General features: G+C 36.3%; 18 protein-coding genes. 9 read left to right on the top strand and 9 right to left on the bottom strand.

The window, feature by feature from the left end:
* Window positions 1–391: 391 nt before the first annotated feature.
* Entirely contained in the window at window positions 392–841 is a 450-nt protein-coding gene (locus BDR01S_RS02670) for a cupredoxin domain-containing protein (protein ID WP_066256608.1), read from the bottom strand.
* Between the two features lie 313 nt (window positions 842–1,154).
* Here BDR01S_RS02670 and mprF point away from each other — a divergent pair, with 313 nt between their 5' ends.
* The gene (gene mprF, locus BDR01S_RS02665; protein ID WP_066256606.1) at window positions 1,155–3,683 is read left to right on the top strand and encodes a bifunctional lysylphosphatidylglycerol flippase/synthetase MprF; all 2,529 of its coding nucleotides are present in this window, start codon (window positions 1,155–1,157) and stop codon (window positions 3,681–3,683) included.
* Between the two features lie 132 nt (window positions 3,684–3,815).
* The gene (locus BDR01S_RS02660; protein WP_066256603.1) at window positions 3,816–4,973 is read left to right on the top strand and encodes a D-alanyl-D-alanine carboxypeptidase family protein; all 1,158 of its coding nucleotides are present in this window, start codon (window positions 3,816–3,818) and stop codon (window positions 4,971–4,973) included.
* A 165-nt stretch (window positions 4,974–5,138) separates the two neighbouring features.
* Here BDR01S_RS02660 and BDR01S_RS02655 read toward each other — a convergent pair whose 3' ends face one another.
* On the bottom strand, window positions 5,139–5,381 hold the full coding sequence (locus BDR01S_RS02655; protein ID WP_066256599.1) for a YkuS family protein: 243 nt from the start codon (window positions 5,379–5,381) through the stop codon (window positions 5,139–5,141).
* A 100-nt stretch (window positions 5,382–5,481) separates the two neighbouring features.
* Between BDR01S_RS02655 and BDR01S_RS25200 the strand changes: the two genes are divergently transcribed.
* A complete protein-coding gene (locus tag BDR01S_RS25200; protein ID WP_098262041.1) occupies window positions 5,482–5,613 on the top strand; it encodes a YuzL family protein in 132 nt (43 codons plus the stop codon).
* Between the two features lie 43 nt (window positions 5,614–5,656).
* On the opposite strand, the gene BDR01S_RS02650 is transcribed toward BDR01S_RS25200, so the two are convergent.
* The gene (locus BDR01S_RS02650; RefSeq protein ID WP_066256598.1) at window positions 5,657–7,276 is read right to left on the bottom strand and encodes an ABC-F family ATP-binding cassette domain-containing protein; all 1,620 of its coding nucleotides are present in this window, start codon (window positions 7,274–7,276) and stop codon (window positions 5,657–5,659) included.
* 380 nt (window positions 7,277–7,656) lie between these two features.
* The gene (locus tag BDR01S_RS02645; RefSeq protein WP_066256596.1) at window positions 7,657–8,259 is read right to left on the bottom strand and encodes an SCO family protein; all 603 of its coding nucleotides are present in this window, start codon (window positions 8,257–8,259) and stop codon (window positions 7,657–7,659) included.
* A 183-nt stretch (window positions 8,260–8,442) separates the two neighbouring features.
* On the opposite strand from BDR01S_RS02645, the gene BDR01S_RS02640 reads away from it, so the two are divergent.
* A complete protein-coding gene (locus tag BDR01S_RS02640) occupies window positions 8,443–8,835 on the top strand; it encodes a CidA/LrgA family protein (RefSeq protein ID WP_066256594.1) in 393 nt (130 codons plus the stop codon).
* On the top strand, window positions 8,819–9,496 hold the full coding sequence (locus tag BDR01S_RS02635; protein WP_066256591.1) for an LrgB family protein: 678 nt from the start codon (window positions 8,819–8,821) through the stop codon (window positions 9,494–9,496). The genes BDR01S_RS02640 and BDR01S_RS02635 overlap by 17 nt, the downstream gene beginning before the upstream one ends.
* Window positions 9,497–9,532: 36 nt before the next feature.
* Here BDR01S_RS02635 and BDR01S_RS25640 read toward each other — a convergent pair whose 3' ends face one another.
* Window positions 9,533–9,673, bottom strand: coding sequence for a hypothetical protein (locus BDR01S_RS25640; RefSeq protein ID WP_169801404.1), 141 nt, complete (start codon window positions 9,671–9,673; stop codon window positions 9,533–9,535).
* 45 nt (window positions 9,674–9,718) lie between these two features.
* On the opposite strand from BDR01S_RS25640, the gene BDR01S_RS02630 reads away from it, so the two are divergent.
* Window positions 9,719–9,937 carry a cold-inducible protein YdjO-related protein gene (locus BDR01S_RS02630; RefSeq protein WP_207629681.1) on the top strand — a complete coding sequence of 73 codons (219 nt, stop codon included), beginning with the start codon at window positions 9,719–9,721 and terminating at the stop codon, window positions 9,935–9,937.
* 113 nt (window positions 9,938–10,050) lie between these two features.
* Here BDR01S_RS02630 and BDR01S_RS25195 read toward each other — a convergent pair whose 3' ends face one another.
* The gene (locus BDR01S_RS25195) at window positions 10,051–10,215 is read right to left on the bottom strand and encodes a hypothetical protein (RefSeq protein ID WP_157406093.1); all 165 of its coding nucleotides are present in this window, start codon (window positions 10,213–10,215) and stop codon (window positions 10,051–10,053) included.
* A 145-nt stretch (window positions 10,216–10,360) separates the two neighbouring features.
* On the bottom strand, window positions 10,361–10,495 hold the full coding sequence (gene yhfH / locus BDR01S_RS24700) for a protein YhfH (RefSeq protein ID WP_082797285.1): 135 nt from the start codon (window positions 10,493–10,495) through the stop codon (window positions 10,361–10,363).
* 299 nt (window positions 10,496–10,794) lie between these two features.
* Between yhfH and BDR01S_RS02625 the strand changes: the two genes are divergently transcribed.
* Both BDR01S_RS02625 and fdhF read left to right on the top strand, forming a co-directional pair.
* Entirely contained in the window at window positions 10,795–12,951 is a 2,157-nt protein-coding gene (locus BDR01S_RS02625; protein WP_066256589.1) for a PAS domain S-box protein, read from the top strand.
* Window positions 12,952–13,075: 124 nt separating this feature from the next.
* The gene (fdhF, locus tag BDR01S_RS02615) at window positions 13,076–15,157 is read left to right on the top strand and encodes a formate dehydrogenase subunit alpha (RefSeq protein WP_335582589.1); all 2,082 of its coding nucleotides are present in this window, start codon (window positions 13,076–13,078) and stop codon (window positions 15,155–15,157) included.
* Between the two features lie 128 nt (window positions 15,158–15,285).
* Here fdhF and BDR01S_RS02610 read toward each other — a convergent pair whose 3' ends face one another.
* Window positions 15,286–16,587, bottom strand: coding sequence for an MFS transporter (locus tag BDR01S_RS02610; protein WP_066256581.1), 1,302 nt, complete (start codon window positions 16,585–16,587; stop codon window positions 15,286–15,288).
* A 231-nt stretch (window positions 16,588–16,818) separates the two neighbouring features.
* Window positions 16,819–18,315: a nitrate/nitrite transporter gene (locus BDR01S_RS02605; RefSeq protein WP_066256578.1), complete on the bottom strand. Its 1,497-nt coding sequence runs from the start codon at window positions 18,313–18,315 to the stop codon at window positions 16,819–16,821.
* Between the two features lie 327 nt (window positions 18,316–18,642).
* Between BDR01S_RS02605 and BDR01S_RS02600 the strand changes: the two genes are divergently transcribed.
* Complete coding sequence (locus tag BDR01S_RS02600; RefSeq protein WP_066256575.1) at window positions 18,643–19,980, top strand: TrkH family potassium uptake protein; 1,338 nt, start codon at window positions 18,643–18,645, stop codon at window positions 19,978–19,980.
* Window positions 19,981–19,988 lie beyond the last annotated feature (8 nt).

The raw sequence follows: 19,988 nt of genomic DNA, 5'->3' as shown, positions 1-19,988 counted from the left end.
TCTTTTATATTTTGGTAGGTCGTAGAATAACCCCTACTTATTGACCTAGACTCTTTTGGTTTATCCATTGACTTCATCGTTTATTTTAAATTTTTTATGAGTTGAGTGTATTAAATGCATATTACACTCTGTTGATTGGCGTGGAAGGCACGAAGACTCCTGCGGGAGTACGGGGCAGGGGAGACCCCGCAGAAGCGAAGCGCCGAGGAGGCTTCCCGGCACGCCCGCGGAAAGCGAAGCGCCTGGAGCGCCAATCAACAGACATGTAGAAAAACCAATTTATATTATATAAATTTAAAACAAATTAACGCGGTGGAATATTAAAGAAGGTGGATTAATGAAAAGGCTATCGAACGTTTTTCGATAGCCTTCTGGAGAAAGATCTCCTGCTTTAATCCACGACTATATATGCAATCATTGGACCATTTTTTGATCGATCGGAATGAACCTTACAAATCAATCGATAAGTACCTTCTTTTTCAAACTGGAGCGGAACAATCGTTTCTTCACCTTTTTTCACCTTCCCTTTTATTTTAGTACCTTCTATATAAAAAGGATGCTCCTCGCCGTTTATCCCACTAATAACTAGCCGCACCTTTTCCCCTTTTTCCAAGAAAACTGTACCGGGATCCCAACGATAAGCCTCCATTTCTTTCCCGTTTTTCATTTTTGTACTAAATTCAGCAGTAACCATGTGAATTTCGCGGATACCTTTTCCTTCCTGATTAAAGACAGTTGTATCTCCAGCTTTTAACATAAACCATGCGGATAGGGAAAAAAGTACAACACCAATAGCTAAAAAAAATAGGATTGTTTCCTTTTTAAAGACTACAAATTTCATTACATACCTCCTCGGATATTTGTCCTACTTTATACTTATGCTTAGTAGGTTAGGAAACTTGTCTCTTTTGTGTAACTTTTGTGCTCTTTTTGAAAAATGCTCTCGTTGAACTTGTCCATTTTCCATGGTTGAACAGTAAAAAAAATGTCTACAATGGGGATAAATACTTAGAACTTTGAAAATGTATTTCTTTGTTTTTCCTGTTGAAAAGTTTATAGTAAAATGAGGAATAAAATGAATAATTCGAATGTGGACTTCTGAGTCAAACATTAGACTTAGTTGAATAAGCTAAAAAAAATAGGTGGTTAGCTTGTTGGGGATTAGAAGAGAAAAGATTTTAAAAATCGTAAAATTTATTTTCCCGTTGTTACTGTTAATCTTTGCAATGATCGAAATGAAAAAGTTTACCAAAAATTTAAATATGGAATTACTGAAGGATGAACTAAGTCAGCTTAATGTCGGGCTTCTTCTATTAATAATAGCAATCACCTTCGTGGCTGTTTTACCGATGTTGCTTTATGATGTGGTATTAGTAAGGATTTTAAAATTAAAAGTCTCTTTAAGGATCCTTTTAGAACAATCGTTCATTGCGAATTCTTTTTCTAATTTAATCGGCTTTGGTGGAATAATAGGGGCAATGCTACGGACGTACTTCTTTCATAAACTCGAACAGGATAAGCGAAAGCTATTAGGGGTTATTGCTTCAGTATCCTTATTTTATTTAACGGGGATATCAGTGCTCTCATGGCTTGTTACCATTAAATATCGGAACTTTCCACTGTTTGTTGATACTAAATGGCTTTATTTTGCAGTTTTAGGTGTAGGTTTATATTTACCGCTTTTTATTATTATACATATGATTAAGTCACAAAAGGGCAGTCAGTCACTGATAAGTCCAAGTATTACTTTAAAACTTATTTTGGTATCGATTTTCGAATGGCTGGCAGTATTTTTTGCGATTGTGATTTTGTGCAGAATATTGGGGATAGAAATCACTATTGAGCGTCTATTTCCTGTCTATATTGTAGCTGCTTGCGCTGGGATAATTAGCATGATTCCAGGCGGGCTGGGATCTTTTGATTTAGTGTTTATTTGGGGGATGCAAGAGTTACTTGTTCCCGAAGAAAAAGTGCTTGTTTTACTGTTATTTTACCGGATTGGTTATTATTTTTTACCCTTCCTATTAAGTCTGGTTTTCTTTGTTAAACTGTATTGGGAGAAATGGAATCAAACCTGGAATGACCTTCCGAAAGCAATTGTCCAAGGTTTTAGTCATGTCTTGTTAACGATGCTGGTTTTTTTATCAGGACTAATCCTACTTTTATCTGCAAGTGTTCCGGGAATTACGTCCAGACTAAAGGTAGCTCAGGAGCTTTTAACGTTTCCAATCATTAACATTTCACATCAATTATCTGTTGCGGCAGGGTTTTTGTTATTAGGATTATCTAGAGGTATTGAATATAGTGTTAAGAGAGCGTATGAGTTGACGATGTTCGCCCTAGTCCTTGCAGCCTTATTTTCTATTTTTAAAGGGATTGATTATGAAGAAGCCATATTTCTAATTATCGTCGCTTTATTACTTAGAATGTCAAAGGGTCAATTTTACCGCGAAAGTTATGTCCTTACTTGGGGGAAAACGGGCTTTGATATTACCCTTATTTTAATGATTACTACAATGTATCTCTTAATAGGGTATGCCAATTTACCAATTTCAAAAATTGAGATCCCTACTAGGCTTTTGCCTTATGTAATTGTCGATTATCGGGATTTATTTATGAGTGCAGTAATAGGACTTGTGATTGCCTTATTAATTCTTTTGTTTGGCTATTTGATCAGTTTGCCTAAAAAGTGGACATTAGAGAGGTCGATTGGTCGTGATGAAGAAATAATTGCTCATTTATCCAAGTATCAAGGAAAAGTACTATCCCACTTAATTTTTTTACATGACAAATTTATCTTTTGGAACAGTAAAAAAAATGTTTTAATATCTTATCAACCATATGCAGACAAGTTAGTTATTCTCGGTGACCCGATCGGAGAGAAAAATGAATTATCTAATGCCATTGAAGAATTTCAGGAAATAGCCGATTTACATGGTTTTACTGCTGTTTTTTATCAAGTCAGTGACGAGATGCTTCCATATCTCCACGGGCACGGCTTTGCTTTTTTCAAATTGGGTGAAGAGGCGTTTGTAGATTTGAAAAGGTTCTCCTTATCAGGAAACAAAATGAAGGGTTTACGGGCATTAAGAAATAAATTAGCTCGAGCAAATTATACTTTTGAAGTAGTTGAACCTCCTTTTACAAGTGGGCTAATGGAAGAACTGAGAGAAATATCTAATGAGTGGCTCGTCGGGAGAACTGAGAAGGGTTTTTCATTGGGGTTCTTTGATGAAGACTATTTAAAGAAGGCTCCAATTGCTATTGTAAAGGATGAAAAAAAGCAAATACTTGGCTTTATGAGCATTATGTATGTTTACGATGACTATCAAACCATTTCTGTCGATTTAATGAGATTTAGACCTGAAGTCTCATCAGGTACGGTTGATTACCTCTTCCTATGTTTATTTGATTGGGCAAAGGAACAGGGGTACAGCCGCTTTAATATGGGGATGGCCCCACTTGCGAATGTAGGATTATCAAGGTTTTCTTTTCTAAGTGAAAAAATTGCCGCACAAATTTTCTTACATGGACACTTTATTTACCATTTCCAAGGTCTGCGCAAATTCAAACAAAAATACACAAATATTTGGGAGCCTAAATACTTAGCGTACCGAAGGAATTCGTCTTTACTATTTATAATGGCGCAAATAACTTTATTGATATCGAAAAAAAGAAACTAATTTCTTTTCCGGTGGGGCATACCTGCCGGTTTTTCATTTTCTACATTAATAATATCCACTTTTAAACTATTATTTAGCAAAGTAATCTGGTAATATGGAATAGGAAATAATGTAAAAGTTGGGTGTTATCTAATGAAAAGGTTTGTATCCGTATTTATACTATTGCTACTCATTTGTACTAATCATTTAACCACTTATGCGGCTAAAAATGGACCACTGGAACTGAAAAGTAAGGGAGCTGTACTATTAGATTCAGATACAGGAGCCGTACTCTTTACGAAAAATGCTGATACGAGAATGTACCCAGCTAGTCTAACAAAAATAGCGACTGCAATTTATGCAATCGACAAGGGGAAATTAGACAGCATCGTCACTGTTAGCAGTAATGCAGTGAGACAAGATGGGACAAGGGTTTATTTAAATGAAGGGGAGAAAGTCCCTTTAAAGCAATTGATACAAGGTATGCTCGTTAATTCCGGAAATGATGCGGCCGTTGCAATTGCAGAACATTTAGATGGAAGTGTCGAGCAATTTGCTGTTAATTTGAATGGGTATTTAAAATCAACAATTGGTGTCAATAATACCCATTTTATTAATCCTAATGGTTTGTTTGATAAAAACCACTATACGACAGCAATGGATTTAGCTATTATAACTAATTATGCTATTAAAAATCCTGTTTTTGCAGAAATCTTCGGGACGAAAGTCCTCAAATGGAAAGGGCAATCTTGGAAAACGAATATCCTAACACATCACAAAATGCTAAAAGGGGAATTTGCTTACCCGGGAGTAACGGGCGGGAAGACCGGGTACACAGTCAAAGCAAAACAAACGCTTGCTACTACTGCTAGAAATGCGAATATAAAGTTGACCGCAGTCGTTTTGAATTCTGAACAACAAAGAGATAAATATGATGATACGACTCTTTTGTTCAATTATGGTTTTAAGAACTTTCAGCATGAAATATTAAAGCAGGGTGAGATTTATAAAAAGGATAATAAAGAATATTATCCTGAAAGGGATACCCTTATCACAGAGTCAATCAGCGGGACAATCAAAGAGATAAGTAATGACGGGAATTTATCAATAAAAAATCATAACGGACAAGTTGTCCAGTTAGTAACACTGAAATACAAAGAACCAGTTCCTAAGAAGGTTCCAGTTAAAAGTGAAAAAATTACTGCAAAGAAAGAGCAGGTTTCCCATCTTAATGCCATATACGGTTTGGTGATTATTGCCTTAGCTGTAATTTTTGTTGGTGTAAGGAAGAAGATTATTAAAAAATTCTAGTTGAACGATTAAAGCCATGAAAAGGATGAAACCCTCTCATGGCTTTTTTGTGTTACATTAGTTGCAAGTATCATTAAAGATTTCCATTAATGCATCGTCGAGTTTTGCCACTGAAATAAAAAAAGACTAAAGTAAAACCTTTAGTCTTTTGAGAAAATTACTTGATTATTGTAGTCTACTTTCGACTTGTTGACATACTTCGTCAGCAGACAGGCCGCTTGCGTCAATAACTGAGCCCTTTGTAAAGGTATCCTGCATCCCCATTACGTTTGAATCTAGTCCTGTTACTACACAGCAATCACAATTCTGAGCGTCTGACTCCTGTTTTAATTCAACTACATCATGACCTTTTTCACGTAAAGCTGCCTGAACTTGTCCAAGAGATTGTTCTACACCAATTTTTGCCATACAAAACACCTCCTCCTCTAGATTATTTTGCTTAACTTTAGCTAAATTATTCGGAATAAGTAGCTTTAATCATCCAAAAGCTAATAGGGGAGGTGTAAAAATGGGAAAACGTAAAAAGGATCCTTCAACCATCGGATTGGCTTCCTCGCAAGTAGAAGGCCAGGGAACAACAACTACTGAAACAGGTTCACGTACTGAACCATCATCGAGAAGAAAACAGAAAAAAGATTAAAAAAACAAGCACCCACTTATTGTATGTGGGTGCTTGTTTTTTTTTAAAGATACATTTCTGCAATTTGCTTTTGTATATCAGCATTTTCAAGGTATTCATCATAAATCATTTGCTTATCTATTAAGCCTTTAGGTGTTAATTCAAAAATTCGGTTTGCAATGGTTTGGATAAATTGATGATCATGCGACGCGAAAAGCAATGAACCCTTAAAGTTAATTAGACCATTATTAAGTGCGGTAATAGATTCTAAATCTAAATGGTTAGTCGGCTCATCAAGCAGGAGGACATTCGCTCCATTTAACATCATTTTTGAAAGCATACAACGAACCTTTTCTCCCCCGGAAAGGACACTTGCCTTTTTTAGAACTTCTTCACCAGAGAAAAGCATTCTTCCTAAAAAGCCTCGTAAAAAGCTTTCACTATCATCTTTAGGAGAGAACTGACGAAGCCAGTCGACAAGGTTTAAGTCACTGTTCTCAAAATACTCGGAGTTATCCTTAGGGAAATAAGCTTGAGAAGTAGTAATACCCCATTTATAGGTGCCACTATCTGCTTCCATTTCACCCATTAGGATCTTGAAAAGTGTCGTTTTGGCAATTTCATTTGTTCCGACAAGAGCAATTTTATCACCCTTATTGACAATAAAGCTGATGTTATCGAGGACTTTCACACCATCAAGCGTTTTTGTTAATCCTTCGACACGTAACAAATCATTCCCTATTTCACGGTCTGGGGTAAACCCGACAAATGGATAACGTCTTGATGAAGGGCGAATGTCATCCAGTGTAATTTTATCAAGTAACTTCTTCCGAGAAGTAGCTTGTTTTGATTTTGAGGCATTGGCACTAAACCGTGCAATAAAGGCTTGTAATTCCTTGATTTTTTCTTCCTTCTTTTTGTTAGCGTCTGAAGTTAATCTAGTAGCTAATTGGCTTGATTCATACCAAAAGTCATAGTTTCCAACATAGACTTGGATTTTTCCAAAATCTAAATCGGCAATATGTGTACAAACTTTATTGAGGAAGTGACGGTCATGGGATACAACAATAACGGTATTTTCAAAGTTAATTAAGAAATCCTCAAGCCATTGAATCGCTTTGATATCCAAGTGGTTTGTAGGCTCATCAAGAAGTAAGACGTCAGGTTTGCCAAACAATGCTTGTGCGAGAAGCACTTTTACTTTTTCTGAACCGGTGATTTCGGCCATCTTCTTATCATGAAGCTCTTCGCCGATCCCAAGTCCTTTGAGAAGAATAGCAGCTTCAGGTTCTGCTTCCCAACCATTTAATTCCGCAAATTCACCCTCAAGTTCAGCAGCTTTCATACCGTCTTCATCTGTGAAGTTTTCCTTCATATAGATTGCGTCTTTTTCTTGCATTACCTGATAAAGTCTCGTATGCCCCATAATAACAGTCTTTAATACTTCAAATTCTTCATATTCAAAGTGGTTTTGTTTTAACACAGCCATCCGTTCATTTGGCCCAAGCTGGACTGTTCCCGACTGTGCTTCAATTTCACCAGATAGAATTTTTAAAAAGGTTGATTTTCCGGCCCCATTTGCACCGATTAACCCGTAGCAGTTTCCAGGGTTAAATTTAATGTTTACATCTTCGAATAACTTCCGGTCTCCATACCTTAAACCTACGTTACTTACAGTAATCATATTCAAAACATCCTCCAAGAACAAAATATCTACTGATTATACCATTAAAATAGAAGAAGAGCGAATTCTTTAAGTTAGAGTTCATTTTTAAAGAAAAATTTTCTAAAAAAATTTCTCGGATTTCACACTTTATTCATATTTTTGTTGTAGAATTGGGGTATATAGCAAGTAAAAGAAGGTGTGAGAAAGATGACAAAAAATCAACTGACTGAACTCGTAAACAAGTTAAAAAAGGCCGGTATAAAAGCGAGTTTAACCAAACCGAAGTCTAATTACCTTATTTCTTTACAGCAATTAAAAAAATACCCTTCATCTGTTAATTAAATAGGAAGCAAAATTAGTAAAAAGCGATTAATCCCAAGTGGGCTAATCGCTTTTTTTTATTCAATCTTATCCATGACCTTGTTGTAAACTTCTTTTTTATCAAAGCCTTTTCCCATCGGAAATTTGGCAATAAATTTATTATTCTCATCAACCAAAAAAGTAAAGGTTGAATGGACGAATTGACCATTACCTGGGTCTTTAAATTGAAATTGCATTGCATCCGTCACTTTTTTTAGTTGTTGTCTATCCCTTTTAATGTTTGCCTTTTCTCCTGTTAAAAACAACCATTGTTTGTTGTTATCTATCTCAAACCCCTTCATATAATCAGTTAAGACCTCGGGTGTGTCTCGATAAGGATCGATGGTAATTGTTAAAAATTCAATCTCCTTACCAAAAACACCGACCTTTTCAAAGTCACTTTTCAAGTCAATCATTTTTTGTGTAGTGGTTGGACATATATCAGGGCAATGTGTGTAGATGAATTCAACTAGTTTTAATTTAGTCCGGTCCTTACCAAAATTATATGAATCACCATTTTGGTCTATCAAGGTAACTTCTGCAGGTATTTTCGCATTTGCATCGCGAACGAGAAAGAAAGAAATTCCTGCTGCAATCCCGATTAGTACTGTAAGACTGCATATTAAATAGATCTTCTTCATATGTATCCCTCCTACCTTTAAGATAAAGAAGTTAATAGAAAAAAGATATGGATATTTTGTGAACAAAAGTTAGTGCAAAGTATAAGTGATTCCTATATACTGTATTATTATTGAATTAACTTTTAAAATATTCTGAATACTATATGCAGGATCTGGTAAACCAGGGAATAGGAGGGGCATTGTGTGAAAAAAATACTGATATTTCTTAGTCAACTATTGATATTAATTGTGATTTATCAGATTGGAACTCAAATCGGACGAATTCTTCATTTGAAAATCCCAGGAAATGTAATCGGTATTTTACTCCTATTATTTTTACTCTGGACACGTGTAATAAAAGTGGAACAAATAGATGTTGCAGCCACATGGTTATTAAAACATTTAAGCTTTTTTTTCATTCCAATAGCAGTAGGATTAATGACATTAGGGCCAATCTTCCTTCATAAGGGAATGATTATCCTCTTTGTATTAGTAACAAGTGCATTTATTGGATTGTTATCAGCTGGAAAAGCTACGCAATCTGTTATTTTGAAAAAAGAAAAAGTAAATGTAAATTCCCATGATCACAGCTTATAGTATTTTGTTAACGACTATCGTTTATAAATTATCGCGGAGGCTTGGTCAAAGATATTCCTCTCCATTAACTAGTCCAGTGTTTTTAAGTACAGCAATCGTTATTTTCCTGTTACTTGTATCACATATTAATTATCAGGAATATATCCCTGCAAAAAAAATCATGACTTATCTGCTAGGACCAGCAACCGTAGCATTAGCAGTGCCAATCTATAAGAATCGGGAGTTGATTTCGAAGTACCTGATTGCTGCTTGTGTAGGGCTTTTAATTGGAACATTTACAACGATTACCTCTGCCATTGTTATTGCGAAGTGTTTTTATTTCTCTAAAATGTTCCTTCTTTCATTAACGATTAAGTCTGTTACTGTTCCAGTTGCAACAGAAATTGGCAAAATAATAAAGGCAAACGTATCACTCATTGCCGCTTTTGTTATTATTACAGGAATGATTGGAGCCATGTTTGGGCCTAAGCTGTTGAGTATGTTTAAAATCCATCATCCCTTTGCGCGTGGTTTGTCAATTGGGACAATCGCTCATGGAATAGGGACAGCAGAAGCCGTCAAGGAGGGCGACATCCAGGGAGCCGTTGCAGGTGCAGCTATGGGAATTGCTGCGTTATTAGTATCGTTAATATTACCCTTTTTACTTCCGTATTTCATCTAGAAGGAAAGCCTTCCTATTAAGGAAGGCTTAAAATTTTTAGTCTTTCTTTTTATTATCAAAATACCTTTGCGCCAGTAAATTCTTGACTTCATTGTAACTCAAGCCGGATTGGCTGTTTAACTTTTTCACTTCTTCGATATCCGTTCCCACATTCGTATATCTTTTTTGATTCATCATTCTTTTTATCACTCCTAAGGTTTCTGGAAATGAAAAGTCACTTTTTTGTACATACTAATAAAAAAGGAGGCGGTTCCCATTTTTTATGGTAAAAGAGCGAAAGAAGAAGAAATTGAAACAATCTTGGTTGATACTGAAATTTATTCATGTATTGATGAAGCATGTATAGGTTGGATGAGGAAGGATTTTGTTGCAGATGACTTACTCTGCCCAATGTGTGGCAATGAAATGCTACAGGAAATGAGAGAGCTTCCACAAATTTAATAAATTAAATATTTATAAAGACTGTCATTAAGAATTGACAGTCTTTTCTTATTCACAAAATCGAAAAAATGTGCATCATATTTCAATCATTCCCATGTGGTTTAAGCGCCTCTCTATAAATTTTCATTTTGTTGTTGAATTTCATCCCCACTAATCAAGGTATTAGCTTCTTCAAGATTTCTAAGCTCATCTACAGAATCCCCGGAAACCGTTTTGGTATTATCGGCAAACGTTTCTTTTAAAGATTCTCTAGATCGGTCCTTACGAAAATTAAACATTCATTTCAACTCCTTATCTTAAGGTTTCGCTTCGCAGATAGGGTTTATGCTTGGCTAATTCTCTCCAAAACGGAAATAAATTGAATATATACCATCATCTTCGCATGACAACAAAAAACTCTCCAAAAAGGAGAGCTTTGAAGTTCTATTCTTCTTTTTTTGCTAAGCAGCGGTCACATTCCATAAAGTAACTTTCTGCTTGTTCCTCCATATGCTGACCACATTCACAACATTCCTTTTTTTGCAAAGTACGGAAAAACTCAACTGGATTCATTAACATAATAAAACTCCTCCTTTATTAATACAGTTTATTTATGACGTTCTTGTTATAGTACAGTATAGCTGAAATAAATAAAAATGTGTAGGCTTTTTTTTAAAAAAATTGCCCCATTTTAATAAATAAGGCTTTTATCACAAATTCGAATTTATTCCATTTTTAAAAGGTTTAATGGAAAAAATAATTTATCGGTTAAAATATAAGGAAAATGACAATCTTCGATATTTAATGCTTCCATAACATTGCGATTTCCATTACAATCATAGTAGAAAAGCAATGTGGAAATAGGGGGAGGCTGGTAAATGAATGCAATGATTGGGACTTTTCAGCCTTATTTCATTATAATTGCCATTGGTTTAACCATCATGGCAGCTTATACTGCATTAGATATGTTTACTTTAATAAAGTCATCTGAACAGAATAAAAATAAGAGACTTCTCTTTTTATGCGGAACGCTATCTATGGGAGTCGGGATATGGATTATGAACTTTATTGGTCTCATTTCCGCAGATACCAATCGGTTTGCGAGCTATCATATTCCACTAACATTACTTTCAATGGTCATAGGAATTGCCTTTACAGGAATGGCTTTCCTCTCATTTTATGGAAAACAAATTAAATTTAACCATTTAATCCTCGGGAGTGTATTCCTAACCTTTGCAGTAATTTCCATACATGTCATCGGTTTATATGCTATGAATGGAAATATTAAATATAATTTCTTATTGCTTCTGATTTCAGGACTCTTAATCTTTGGTTCCTTTTTATTTTCTCTCTGGATACTTTTTTCATCAAAAAGCTTTACCAATAGCAATCAGGTTTGGTTAAAACCTATAAGTGCGATAATTATGTCATTAGCAATTATCGAAGGACATTTTCTGTTAACAAGAGCCACGATTACGACAACGACTCTAGATAGTTCAAGTGTGGATAGTCCGCTTTTCTTATACTTGGTACTGTTCGTATCTATTTTAATAATCGGTGGATTAATCTTATCGAGTACATTAATTAGTAAACAATTAGTGACATCAGATACTAACTTAAAGGACATCAAAGCTGCTTTAGATGCTTCAACCATTGTTGCCATTACGGACCCTGTTGGAAATATTATCTATGTAAATGATAAATTCGAAGAAATTTCCAAGTATAATCAGGAAGAGATTATCGGAAAGAACCATAGAATTTTAAATTCGGGCTTCCATTCCAGAGAGTTTTTCAAAGACTTATGGAGTACGATTCGATCGGGGAAAATCTGGCGTGGGGAAATCCGAAATAAAGCAAAGGATGGCACGTTTTATTGGGTCGATACCACCATTGTTCCTTTTTTGAATAATAAAGGTAAACCTGTTCAATATATTGCAATACGGTCAGATATTTCTGATCGAAAACTGGCAGAAGAGCATCTTAAAGAAACAATCAAAGAGAATATTGATATAAAATTTGCTCTTGACCAATCCTCGATTGTTGCATTTACTGATGCAAGAGGAATGATCACCAGTGTTAACGACAAATTCTGTGAGATATCTAAATACAGTCGAGAAGAGATACTCGGTAAGGACCACAATATTCTAAATTCCGGTTACCACTCAAAGGACTTTTTCAAAAATCTTTGGAAAACGATTGGGTCAGGAAATGTCTGGAAAGGCGAAATCCGAAATAAAGCTAAGGATGGTAATTATTATTGGGTGGATACAACGATTGTTCCATTTATTAATGGTCAAGGAAATCCCTACCAATACCTTGCTATTCGAAATGATATTACTGAACGGAAGAGAACAGAAGAGGTAATCAACCGACAGGATAAACTAGCAGCGGTTGGTCAATTAGCTGCGGGTGTTGCCCATGAAATTCGCAATCCACTTACTTCAATGAAAGGCTACGCGGAATTCTTACAATTAGATGAAAAAGATCCGGAGCGAATGGAGTTTTTAAATATTATTCTCGATGAAATTGATCGGGTTAATACCATTGTAGAAGACTTTATGGTATTAGCGAAACCAAAGGCTGTTGAATTAGAAGAAAAGAATGTTGTGCCTGTTATTCAGAATGTAGTCTCGTTGCTAGAATTTGATGCAAGGAAGAAAAATGTTCGTTTGACTTTTGATTGTAATCAGGAAATTATTCAGATTGAATGTGATGAAAATCGTTTAAAGCAGGTATTGTTAAACTTCATCAAAAATGGTATTGAAGCTATGCCAAATGGTGGCGAACTTCATGTGAAAACAATGATCCAAGATAACAATGTTCAAATATCCATTCAAGACACCGGTGTCGGAATTTCCAAAGAAAAATTAAAGAAACTTGGAGAACCCTTTTACACAACGAAGAAAAATGGTAATGGCTTAGGCTTAATGGTTAGCTTTAAGATTATTGAAAGCCATAACGGTAAGGTCTTTGTTGAAAGTGAACCAAATAAAGGAACAACCTTTAATATCCTATTACCAGCAAAAACAGCCTAAAGCGGGGGAGCAAATCTCTCGTTTTTTTTATTTCCAAATTTTTCATTCAAGAAATAGACAAATAATTCTTCGAAAAGGAATCAATAATCTTCATAAATAGATTAATATGTTTATATAGGTAATTATGTTTTTAAGGGGAGTGAAAATGGTGGGAGAAGCAAATTTTGTTAAAACAATCTGCGGATACTGTGGTACTGGTTGTGGCTTAGTCCTTGAGGTCAAAGACAACCGAATTATGAAAATCCGTGGCGACAAGGAAGCACCAGTAAACAAGGGGCAAACATGTGTAAAAGGTGCATTTGCCTATGAATACGTACATGCGAAAAATAGATTAACGTCTCCACTCATCCGAAAAGCAGGTAGGCTAGTCGAAACGACTTGGGATGAAGCTTATCAATTCATTGCCAGTCAATTATCCAATATAAAAACTGCTTGGGGTCCAGACTCGATTTCCATGTTCGCTTGCGCAAGAAATACAAACGAATCCAATTTTGTTACCCAAAAATTTATGAGGGCGGTTATTAATAGTAACAATATTGATGGCTGTAACCGTACTTGACACGCTTCTAGCGTTGCCGGTCTGGCAACTGTTTTTGGAAGCGGTTCACCAACTAATACATTAGATGATATTGATCGAGCAGAAGTGCTACTTTTGATGGGATCAAATACAACCGAAGCACATCCTATCATTGCAAATCGGATGAAAAAAGCTGCAAAAGCAGGCTTGAAAATAATTGTGGTAGACCCAAGGAAAATTGATATGGTAAAATCCTCACATCGTCATTTGCAATTAAATGTGGGCTCAGATATTGCTCTTATCAATGCCATTATTCGAGTGATCCTAAAAGAAGGTTTATACAATCCAGAGTTTATCCAACAAGTTACGATTGATTTCGAAAAGTTAGAAAAACAAGTTGAGCCTTTTACTTTAGAATACGCTGCATCAATTACCGGTTTAAGTGAGGAAGATATTGCTGCAACGGCAAGAGAGTATGCTGCTTCAAACGGTTCCATGATTGCATATACGCTCGGGATTACAGAGCATCACTGTGGTGTTAATAATGTATTAGATATTGCAAATCTTGCTTTATTAACTGGAAATATTGGGAAACCAGGCGCTGGTGTCATGCCGCTTAGAGGTCAGAATAATGTTCAGGGTGCAGGAGATATGGGATGTTTGCCAAACCAACTAACAGGTGGAATGAGCATAGCAAATAATGATTCCCGGGCCAGGTTTGAAAGGGAATGGAATGTTGAACTAAACCCTAGAGTTGGTGACACACAAACAAGAACTTTTGATCGAATTGAGACGGGTGAATTAAAGGCGCTTTATGTGATTGGTGAAAACCCGCTCCTTGCCGATGTTCACATGAATCATACACAAGCATTGTTTGAAAAGCTTGACCTATTAATTGTTCAAGATATTTTCCTAACGGAAACAGCAAAAATGGCTGATGTTGTATTGCCAGCACGTTCATGGGGGGAAGTGGATGGAACATATACCAACACCGACCGTAGAGTTCAACGGGTTCGTAAAGCAGTAGAGCCACACCCTAATGTGAAAGAAGACTGGAAAATCCTTTGTGAATTATCAACGTTAATGGGTTATCCAATGCACTACAATAACAGCGAAGAAATCTGGGATGAGGTCAGAAAACTAGCTGCCGAGATGTACGGTGGCATAACTTATGAAAGACTTGATAAAGAATATGGAATTCATTATCCTTGCCCTGATGAAAACCACCCAGGAACACTTATCTTGCATGAGAGGTTCCACCAACCAGAGTCGGTAGCAACAAAATCAGCATTTGTACCAGTTGATTATACGGCACCATTAGAACTACCTGATGCTGATTATCCGTTTGTTCTAACAACTGGAAGGCGTTATGAATCTTACAATACTCATTCTCAGACACGCCATTATGCTGCTGGAGTTAAATTAAAACAAACGGAAGAAACTGTGGATATCCATCCCAATGATGCAACAGCTTTAGGGATAACAGATGGTGAAGTGGTTCAGGTTCGCTCAAGAAGAGGAGAACTGCAGGTAAAGGCTAAGATAACAGAACAAGTAGTCCCAGGGCTCGTTTTTATGAGCTTCCATTGGAGTGAGACACCGACCAATGTCTTAACCCTAAATGAGTTTGATCCTATCTCAGGAACTGCCGAATTTAAGGCATGTGCGGTTGCGATATCGAGGATATAAAGAATTTTTTAAACAACGCAGCTTAATCACTGCGTTGTTTTTTTGGTGACACAATTTTAATTGGAGCGGAGACCTAGGAACAAAAAGTTGCAGACAATATTAGCTGCCTATAAAAAAACAAGCCGGATTTATCCGGCATGCTGTGTAAGTGATTTTGATGCAGTGGCTTTTCTTTGATAGAAATACCAGTTGAGCCCAAATGCAACTACATAAAAACCGATAAAGAAATAAAAGGCAGTAACTGGAGTACCTGTTGCTTTAACAGACCATCCGAAAAGCTTTGGAATAAAGAATGAACCGTAAGCTGCAAATGCAGCTGAAAATCCAATAACGGGTGCTGCTTCTTTTGGAATAAAAAGGTTCGGGATCATTTGGAATGTCGAGCCAGATCCAATACCAGATGCAATAAATAGGATTAAGAAGGATAATAAGAATCCAGCAAATTGTTTTCCATCTAGGAAGAAAATAACTCCTGATGCCCCAATTCCCATAATGACTAAGACATATGCAGTAACCTTTGCACCACCCAGTTTGTCTGCCATCCAACCGCCAACAGGTCTAGCTGCTGCAGCTACTAATGCACCAAGGAAGGCAAGTGAAATATATTCAGGAAATTGCGATCTTAATAAAAGTGGAAATGCCGCAGAATAACCGATGAATGAACCAAAAGTTGCGACATAAAGGGCTGTCATAATCCATGTGTGCTTTCGTTTTACAATCACAAACTGTTCCGCAACGGATTGCTTTGCCCCTGGTACACTATCCATTTTGAACATGGCTAGAACCGTTAAGATGACTATTGGAATGACCCAAATAAATGCTGCGTTCTGTAACCAAACTTCTTGACCATTTGCTAAAACTTGCTTATCACCAACTAGTGCAAAAGTTCCTGAAGTAACAATTAATGGTGTAACGAATTGCACCACAGATACTCCCATGTTTCCTAAACCGCCATTAATACCTAGTGCTGTTCCTTTTTCCTTTTTTGGAAAGAAGAAGCTAATATTTGCTGAAGAGGATGAGAAATTACCGCCGCCAAGACCACAAAGGGCCGCAAGCAATAACATAATTGAAAATGGTGTTTCCGGGTTTTGGACCGCAAATCCAATCCCAATCGCTGGGATCGCCAAGACTGCTGTTGAAATAACTGTCCAGTTTTTTCCTCCAATCGAGCCGACTGCGAATGTATAAACAAAGCGAAGAGTTGCACCAACAAGACCTGGAATAGCGGCAAGTGTAAAGAGCTGTTCTTCAGTAAAATGGAAGCCGATGTCGTTAAGTCTAACAGCTACGACTGACCAAATCTGCCAAACGATAAATGCCATCATTAAAGAAGGGACAGATATCCATAGATTTCGTCGAGCATGCTTTTTTCCTTCTGCGTTCCAGAATTTTTCGTCTTCTGGATTCCAATAATTAATTCGCGCCATTTTGTATTCCCCCTAAATTGTTCTCCAAATTTATTTTAATAAAGTTAGTGTTCTTGTTTGTGTTTTTACTATAAACCAAAGGAGAACATGAATTTTGTGACGTACGTCACAAAAATAGTGAACGAACTGTGAACACATAAAAGCCGACAAAAAGTTGTAATAATTTGATCAACTTTATGAAAAAAAAAGGAGAACTTCCACGGGGAAGGTCTCCTTTGGTTCTGCCTTTTTCTAGGATTTTTTGTTATCTTCATAAAACATCCCAACAAAGTTTTTTATTTCACCTGCATCGTCTTTAATAGCTGTGATGGTTAGCCATTCTCTATATATATCATTGTTTTTCCGCTTATTCCAAATATACCCTTCCCAAACTCCGCTTGACTTTAAACTATCCCACATTTTGTTGTAAAATTCATTGTCATGTTCACCGGATTGAAGAACACTTGGGGTTTTACCGATTACCTCAGTTTGACTATAGCCAGTAATTTTTGTGAAAGCGGGATTGACGCTTTGAATTATACCGTGAACATCTGTTACACAAATGCCATCTAACGCATGGTTAACAATCTTTGCTGAAATATCCAGCTTATCTTGATAATATAACCATACGACAATAACCAGACTTGCTAAGGAAAATTCAGATAAGGACATAAACCCGATTGCATAATGACCGGTCCAATTAAAGAGAATGGTGAGAATGATTGGCGGAAAAAAACCACCAAGCCCACCCATAGCTGAAACAATTCCATTCACAATACCCGCTTGCTTAGAAAAATATAAGGGAACAAGCTTAAAGATTGCCCCATTTCCTAATCCCGCGAAGAACGCAACTAATAAGCAGCCAAAGGAATAAATCGGCAAAGAAGGAGTAAATGATAAAAGAAATCCTGCAAAAGTAAGGCTAAAGAAGACTGCCATTAAAATAAGGAAAGGATTAATTTTATCGCCTAACCATCCTCCTATCGGTCGAAAAAAGGTTGCCAAAGCTATAAAACCGGCAGTCCTAAGTCCTGCATCCACTTTGTCTAATTCAAAGTGATTAACTAAAAATGAAGGTAAATAAATAGTGAAGGCGACAAAGGAACCGAAAGTGATAAAATAAAATAAACTTAGAAACCATAGTTTTGGATTTTTATATACCTCTTTGATTTGGTCTGTTAAGGAAATGTTAACTTTTCGTTCTTTTCTGTCACCAAAAATAAAGTTTAAAAGTGCAAAGATTAATACAACGATTAGGAATATTTTAATCGTGGTTCTCCATCCGTACGCATTAGCAAGTACTGGTGCGGAAAAGGATGTTATCGCTGTTCCGATATTACCGGCACCGTAAATTCCGTTAATAAAGCCATGCTTTGTTTTTTCATAATATTTGGGTAGTGAAGTAACACCGACGGAAAAAACAGCGCCGCCAATCCCAAGTAAAAATCCACCCAAAATTAATGTTAGCAGTGAATTGGCATAGCTTAACAAGGCAATTGGAATAATCAGTACAATAAAGCTGATGGTAAATAATGTTCGAGCACCATAGCGATTGGTCCAGTAACCTATTGGAACACGGAGCAGGGATCCGAGGATTACCGGGACGGCCGTTGCCCAGGCAATTTGAGTAGAAGTAAGATTTATATCTGCTTTAATAAAAGGCATAAGTGATGATATTAGTACCCAAACCATAAAACCTGCTACAAGGCTTCCAGTTTGTACAATTAGTTGTTTAGTTCCTTGCTTCATAAAAATCCCCCTTTAATTCCCATATTCTTGTATTATTCCTCAAACTGCTACTTTATATCTTAAGAAAGTTTGTTCGAAAACATGGAAAAATTTACTTCTTGTATTATAGAACAATATGTGAGCGTTGAACAGTGAGTTATGACACACATTTGACACACTTTAATAATAAATTTTGTAAGGGGTTTATTATTCGAAATTGTATAGTTTTCCTGTATTATTGATTTACGATTATTTAAAATAGTGAAACTAGGAATAAAATAATAAAATCAGAGGTTCACATGATTATTAATTGCTTTCTATAACCATATTTTGAAAAGGGAGAAAATTATGCTGCGTAAAAAGGTATATCTTGATCCGCCGAAGATTCTAGTTCTGGGTTTTGGTTTAATTATTGTCATAGGGGCTTTTTTACTAACCTTGCCGGCTTCGACTGCAAATGGGCAGGGTTTGCCATTTTTAAATGCCCTGTTTACTGCCACCTCAGCAACATGCGTAACCGGTTTGGTTGTCGTCGATACTGGCACCACTTTTACGATGTTCGGGCAAATAACGATATTATGCATGATTCAAGTCGGTGGCCTTGGATTTATGACGTTTGCTACGTTCTTTGCCTTCTTAGTTGGGAAAAGAATTTCTTTAAAAGAAAGGATTTTACTTCAAGAATCACTAAATAATCTATCAATGGAGGGGATTGTTCGCTTAACAAGACGAATTTTGATTTTTACGGCCGTAATTGAGTTAGTCGGTGCCATGCTTTTATCTATTCGTTTCTCATTTGATATGCCAATCGGGAAGGCAATTTATTATGGAATATTTCATTCGATTTCCAATTTTAACAATGCCGGGTTTGACTTAATGGGTGAGTTTCATAGTTTAACAAGTTATGTTGACGATCCAACTGTTACTCTAACGGTAAGTGCATTAATTATATTAGGTGGGATTGGCTTTATCGTTATGAATGAACTATTTGAATATCGTGTTTCAAAACGGTTATCACTACATACAAAGATTGTCTTAATGACAAGCACTGTATTAGTTGTAGTTGGGACTGCAGGTGTTTTTCTGCAAGAATATTCCAACAGTTTAACGTTAAAACCCTTATCGTTTTTAGGTAAAATACTTGGGTCATTATTTCAATCTGTAACAGCTAGAACAGCAGGTGCTAATACGTTAAATATTGCCGATCTGACTCAATCATCTTTATTATTAATCGTCCTGCTAATGTTTGTTGGAGCATCTCCCGGATCGACGGGAGGCGGAATAAAAACAACTACATTTACAACGCTCATTGGTGCAGTTTGGTCGCAAATTCGCGGGAAAGAAGATGTGATATTTTATCGTCAGAGAATTGAATATGAAACCATTTATAAAGCGTTAACGGTTACATTTAGTGGATTATTTTTAGTTATGCTGATGACACTAATTTTAACTATTTCTGAACATGGGCAAGATTTTTTAACAATCGTATTTGAAGTAACTTCTGCCTTTGCTACAGTGGGGCTCTCGATGGGATTGACACCGGAATTATCACCTGTAGGCAAGGCATTAATTATTTTTACCATGTTTGTTGGCAGGGTAGGACCATTAACGATTGCTTATGCAGTGACTATACGCAGAAAGCCTGATGCATTCCGATATCCTAAGGGTAAAATCACAATTGGGTAGTATACACA

The sequence above is a fragment of the Neobacillus drentensis NBRC 102427 genome, assembly GCF_001591445.1.
Lineage (GTDB): Bacteria > Bacillota > Bacilli > Bacillales > Cytobacillaceae > Neobacillus > Neobacillus drentensis.
The sequence above is the reverse complement of the archived record's forward strand: the minus strand, read 5'-3'. Positions and strand labels throughout refer to the sequence as shown.

Bases quoted from the DNA above. Each gene is read 5' to 3' on its own strand.
- BDR01S_RS02600 (WP_066256575.1), top strand. From the start codon at position 18,643: ATGCTGCGTAAAAAGGTATATCTTGATCCGCCGAAGATTCTAGTTCTG.
- BDR01S_RS02670 (WP_066256608.1), bottom strand. From the start codon at position 841: ATGAAATTTGTAGTCTTTAAAAAGGAAACAATCCTATTTTTTTTAGCT.
- BDR01S_RS02605 (WP_066256578.1), bottom strand. From the start codon at position 18,315: ATGAAGCAAGGAACTAAACAACTAATTGTACAAACTGGAAGCCTTGTA.
- BDR01S_RS02635 (WP_066256591.1), top strand. From the start codon at position 8,819: ATGATCACAGCTTATAGTATTTTGTTAACGACTATCGTTTATAAATTA.
- BDR01S_RS02650 (WP_066256598.1), bottom strand. From the start codon at position 7,276: ATGATTACTGTAAGTAACGTAGGTTTAAGGTATGGAGACCGGAAGTTA.
- BDR01S_RS02655 (WP_066256599.1), bottom strand. From the start codon at position 5,381: ATGGCAAAAATTGGTGTAGAACAATCTCTTGGACAAGTTCAGGCAGCT.
- BDR01S_RS25195 (WP_157406093.1), bottom strand. From the start codon at position 10,215: ATGTTTAATTTTCGTAAGGACCGATCTAGAGAATCTTTAAAAGAAACG.
- BDR01S_RS02660 (WP_066256603.1), top strand. From the start codon at position 3,816: ATGAAAAGGTTTGTATCCGTATTTATACTATTGCTACTCATTTGTACT.
- BDR01S_RS02610 (WP_066256581.1), bottom strand. From the start codon at position 16,587: ATGGCGCGAATTAATTATTGGAATCCAGAAGACGAAAAATTCTGGAAC.
- BDR01S_RS02645 (WP_066256596.1), bottom strand. From the start codon at position 8,259: ATGAAGAAGATCTATTTAATATGCAGTCTTACAGTACTAATCGGGATT.
- yhfH (WP_082797285.1), bottom strand. From the start codon at position 10,495: ATGTTAATGAATCCAGTTGAGTTTTTCCGTACTTTGCAAAAAAAGGAA.
- BDR01S_RS02625 (WP_066256589.1), top strand. From the start codon at position 10,795: ATGAATGCAATGATTGGGACTTTTCAGCCTTATTTCATTATAATTGCC.
- BDR01S_RS25200 (WP_098262041.1), top strand. From the start codon at position 5,482: ATGGGAAAACGTAAAAAGGATCCTTCAACCATCGGATTGGCTTCCTCG.
- BDR01S_RS25640 (WP_169801404.1), bottom strand. From the start codon at position 9,673: ATGATGAATCAAAAAAGATATACGAATGTGGGAACGGATATCGAAGAA.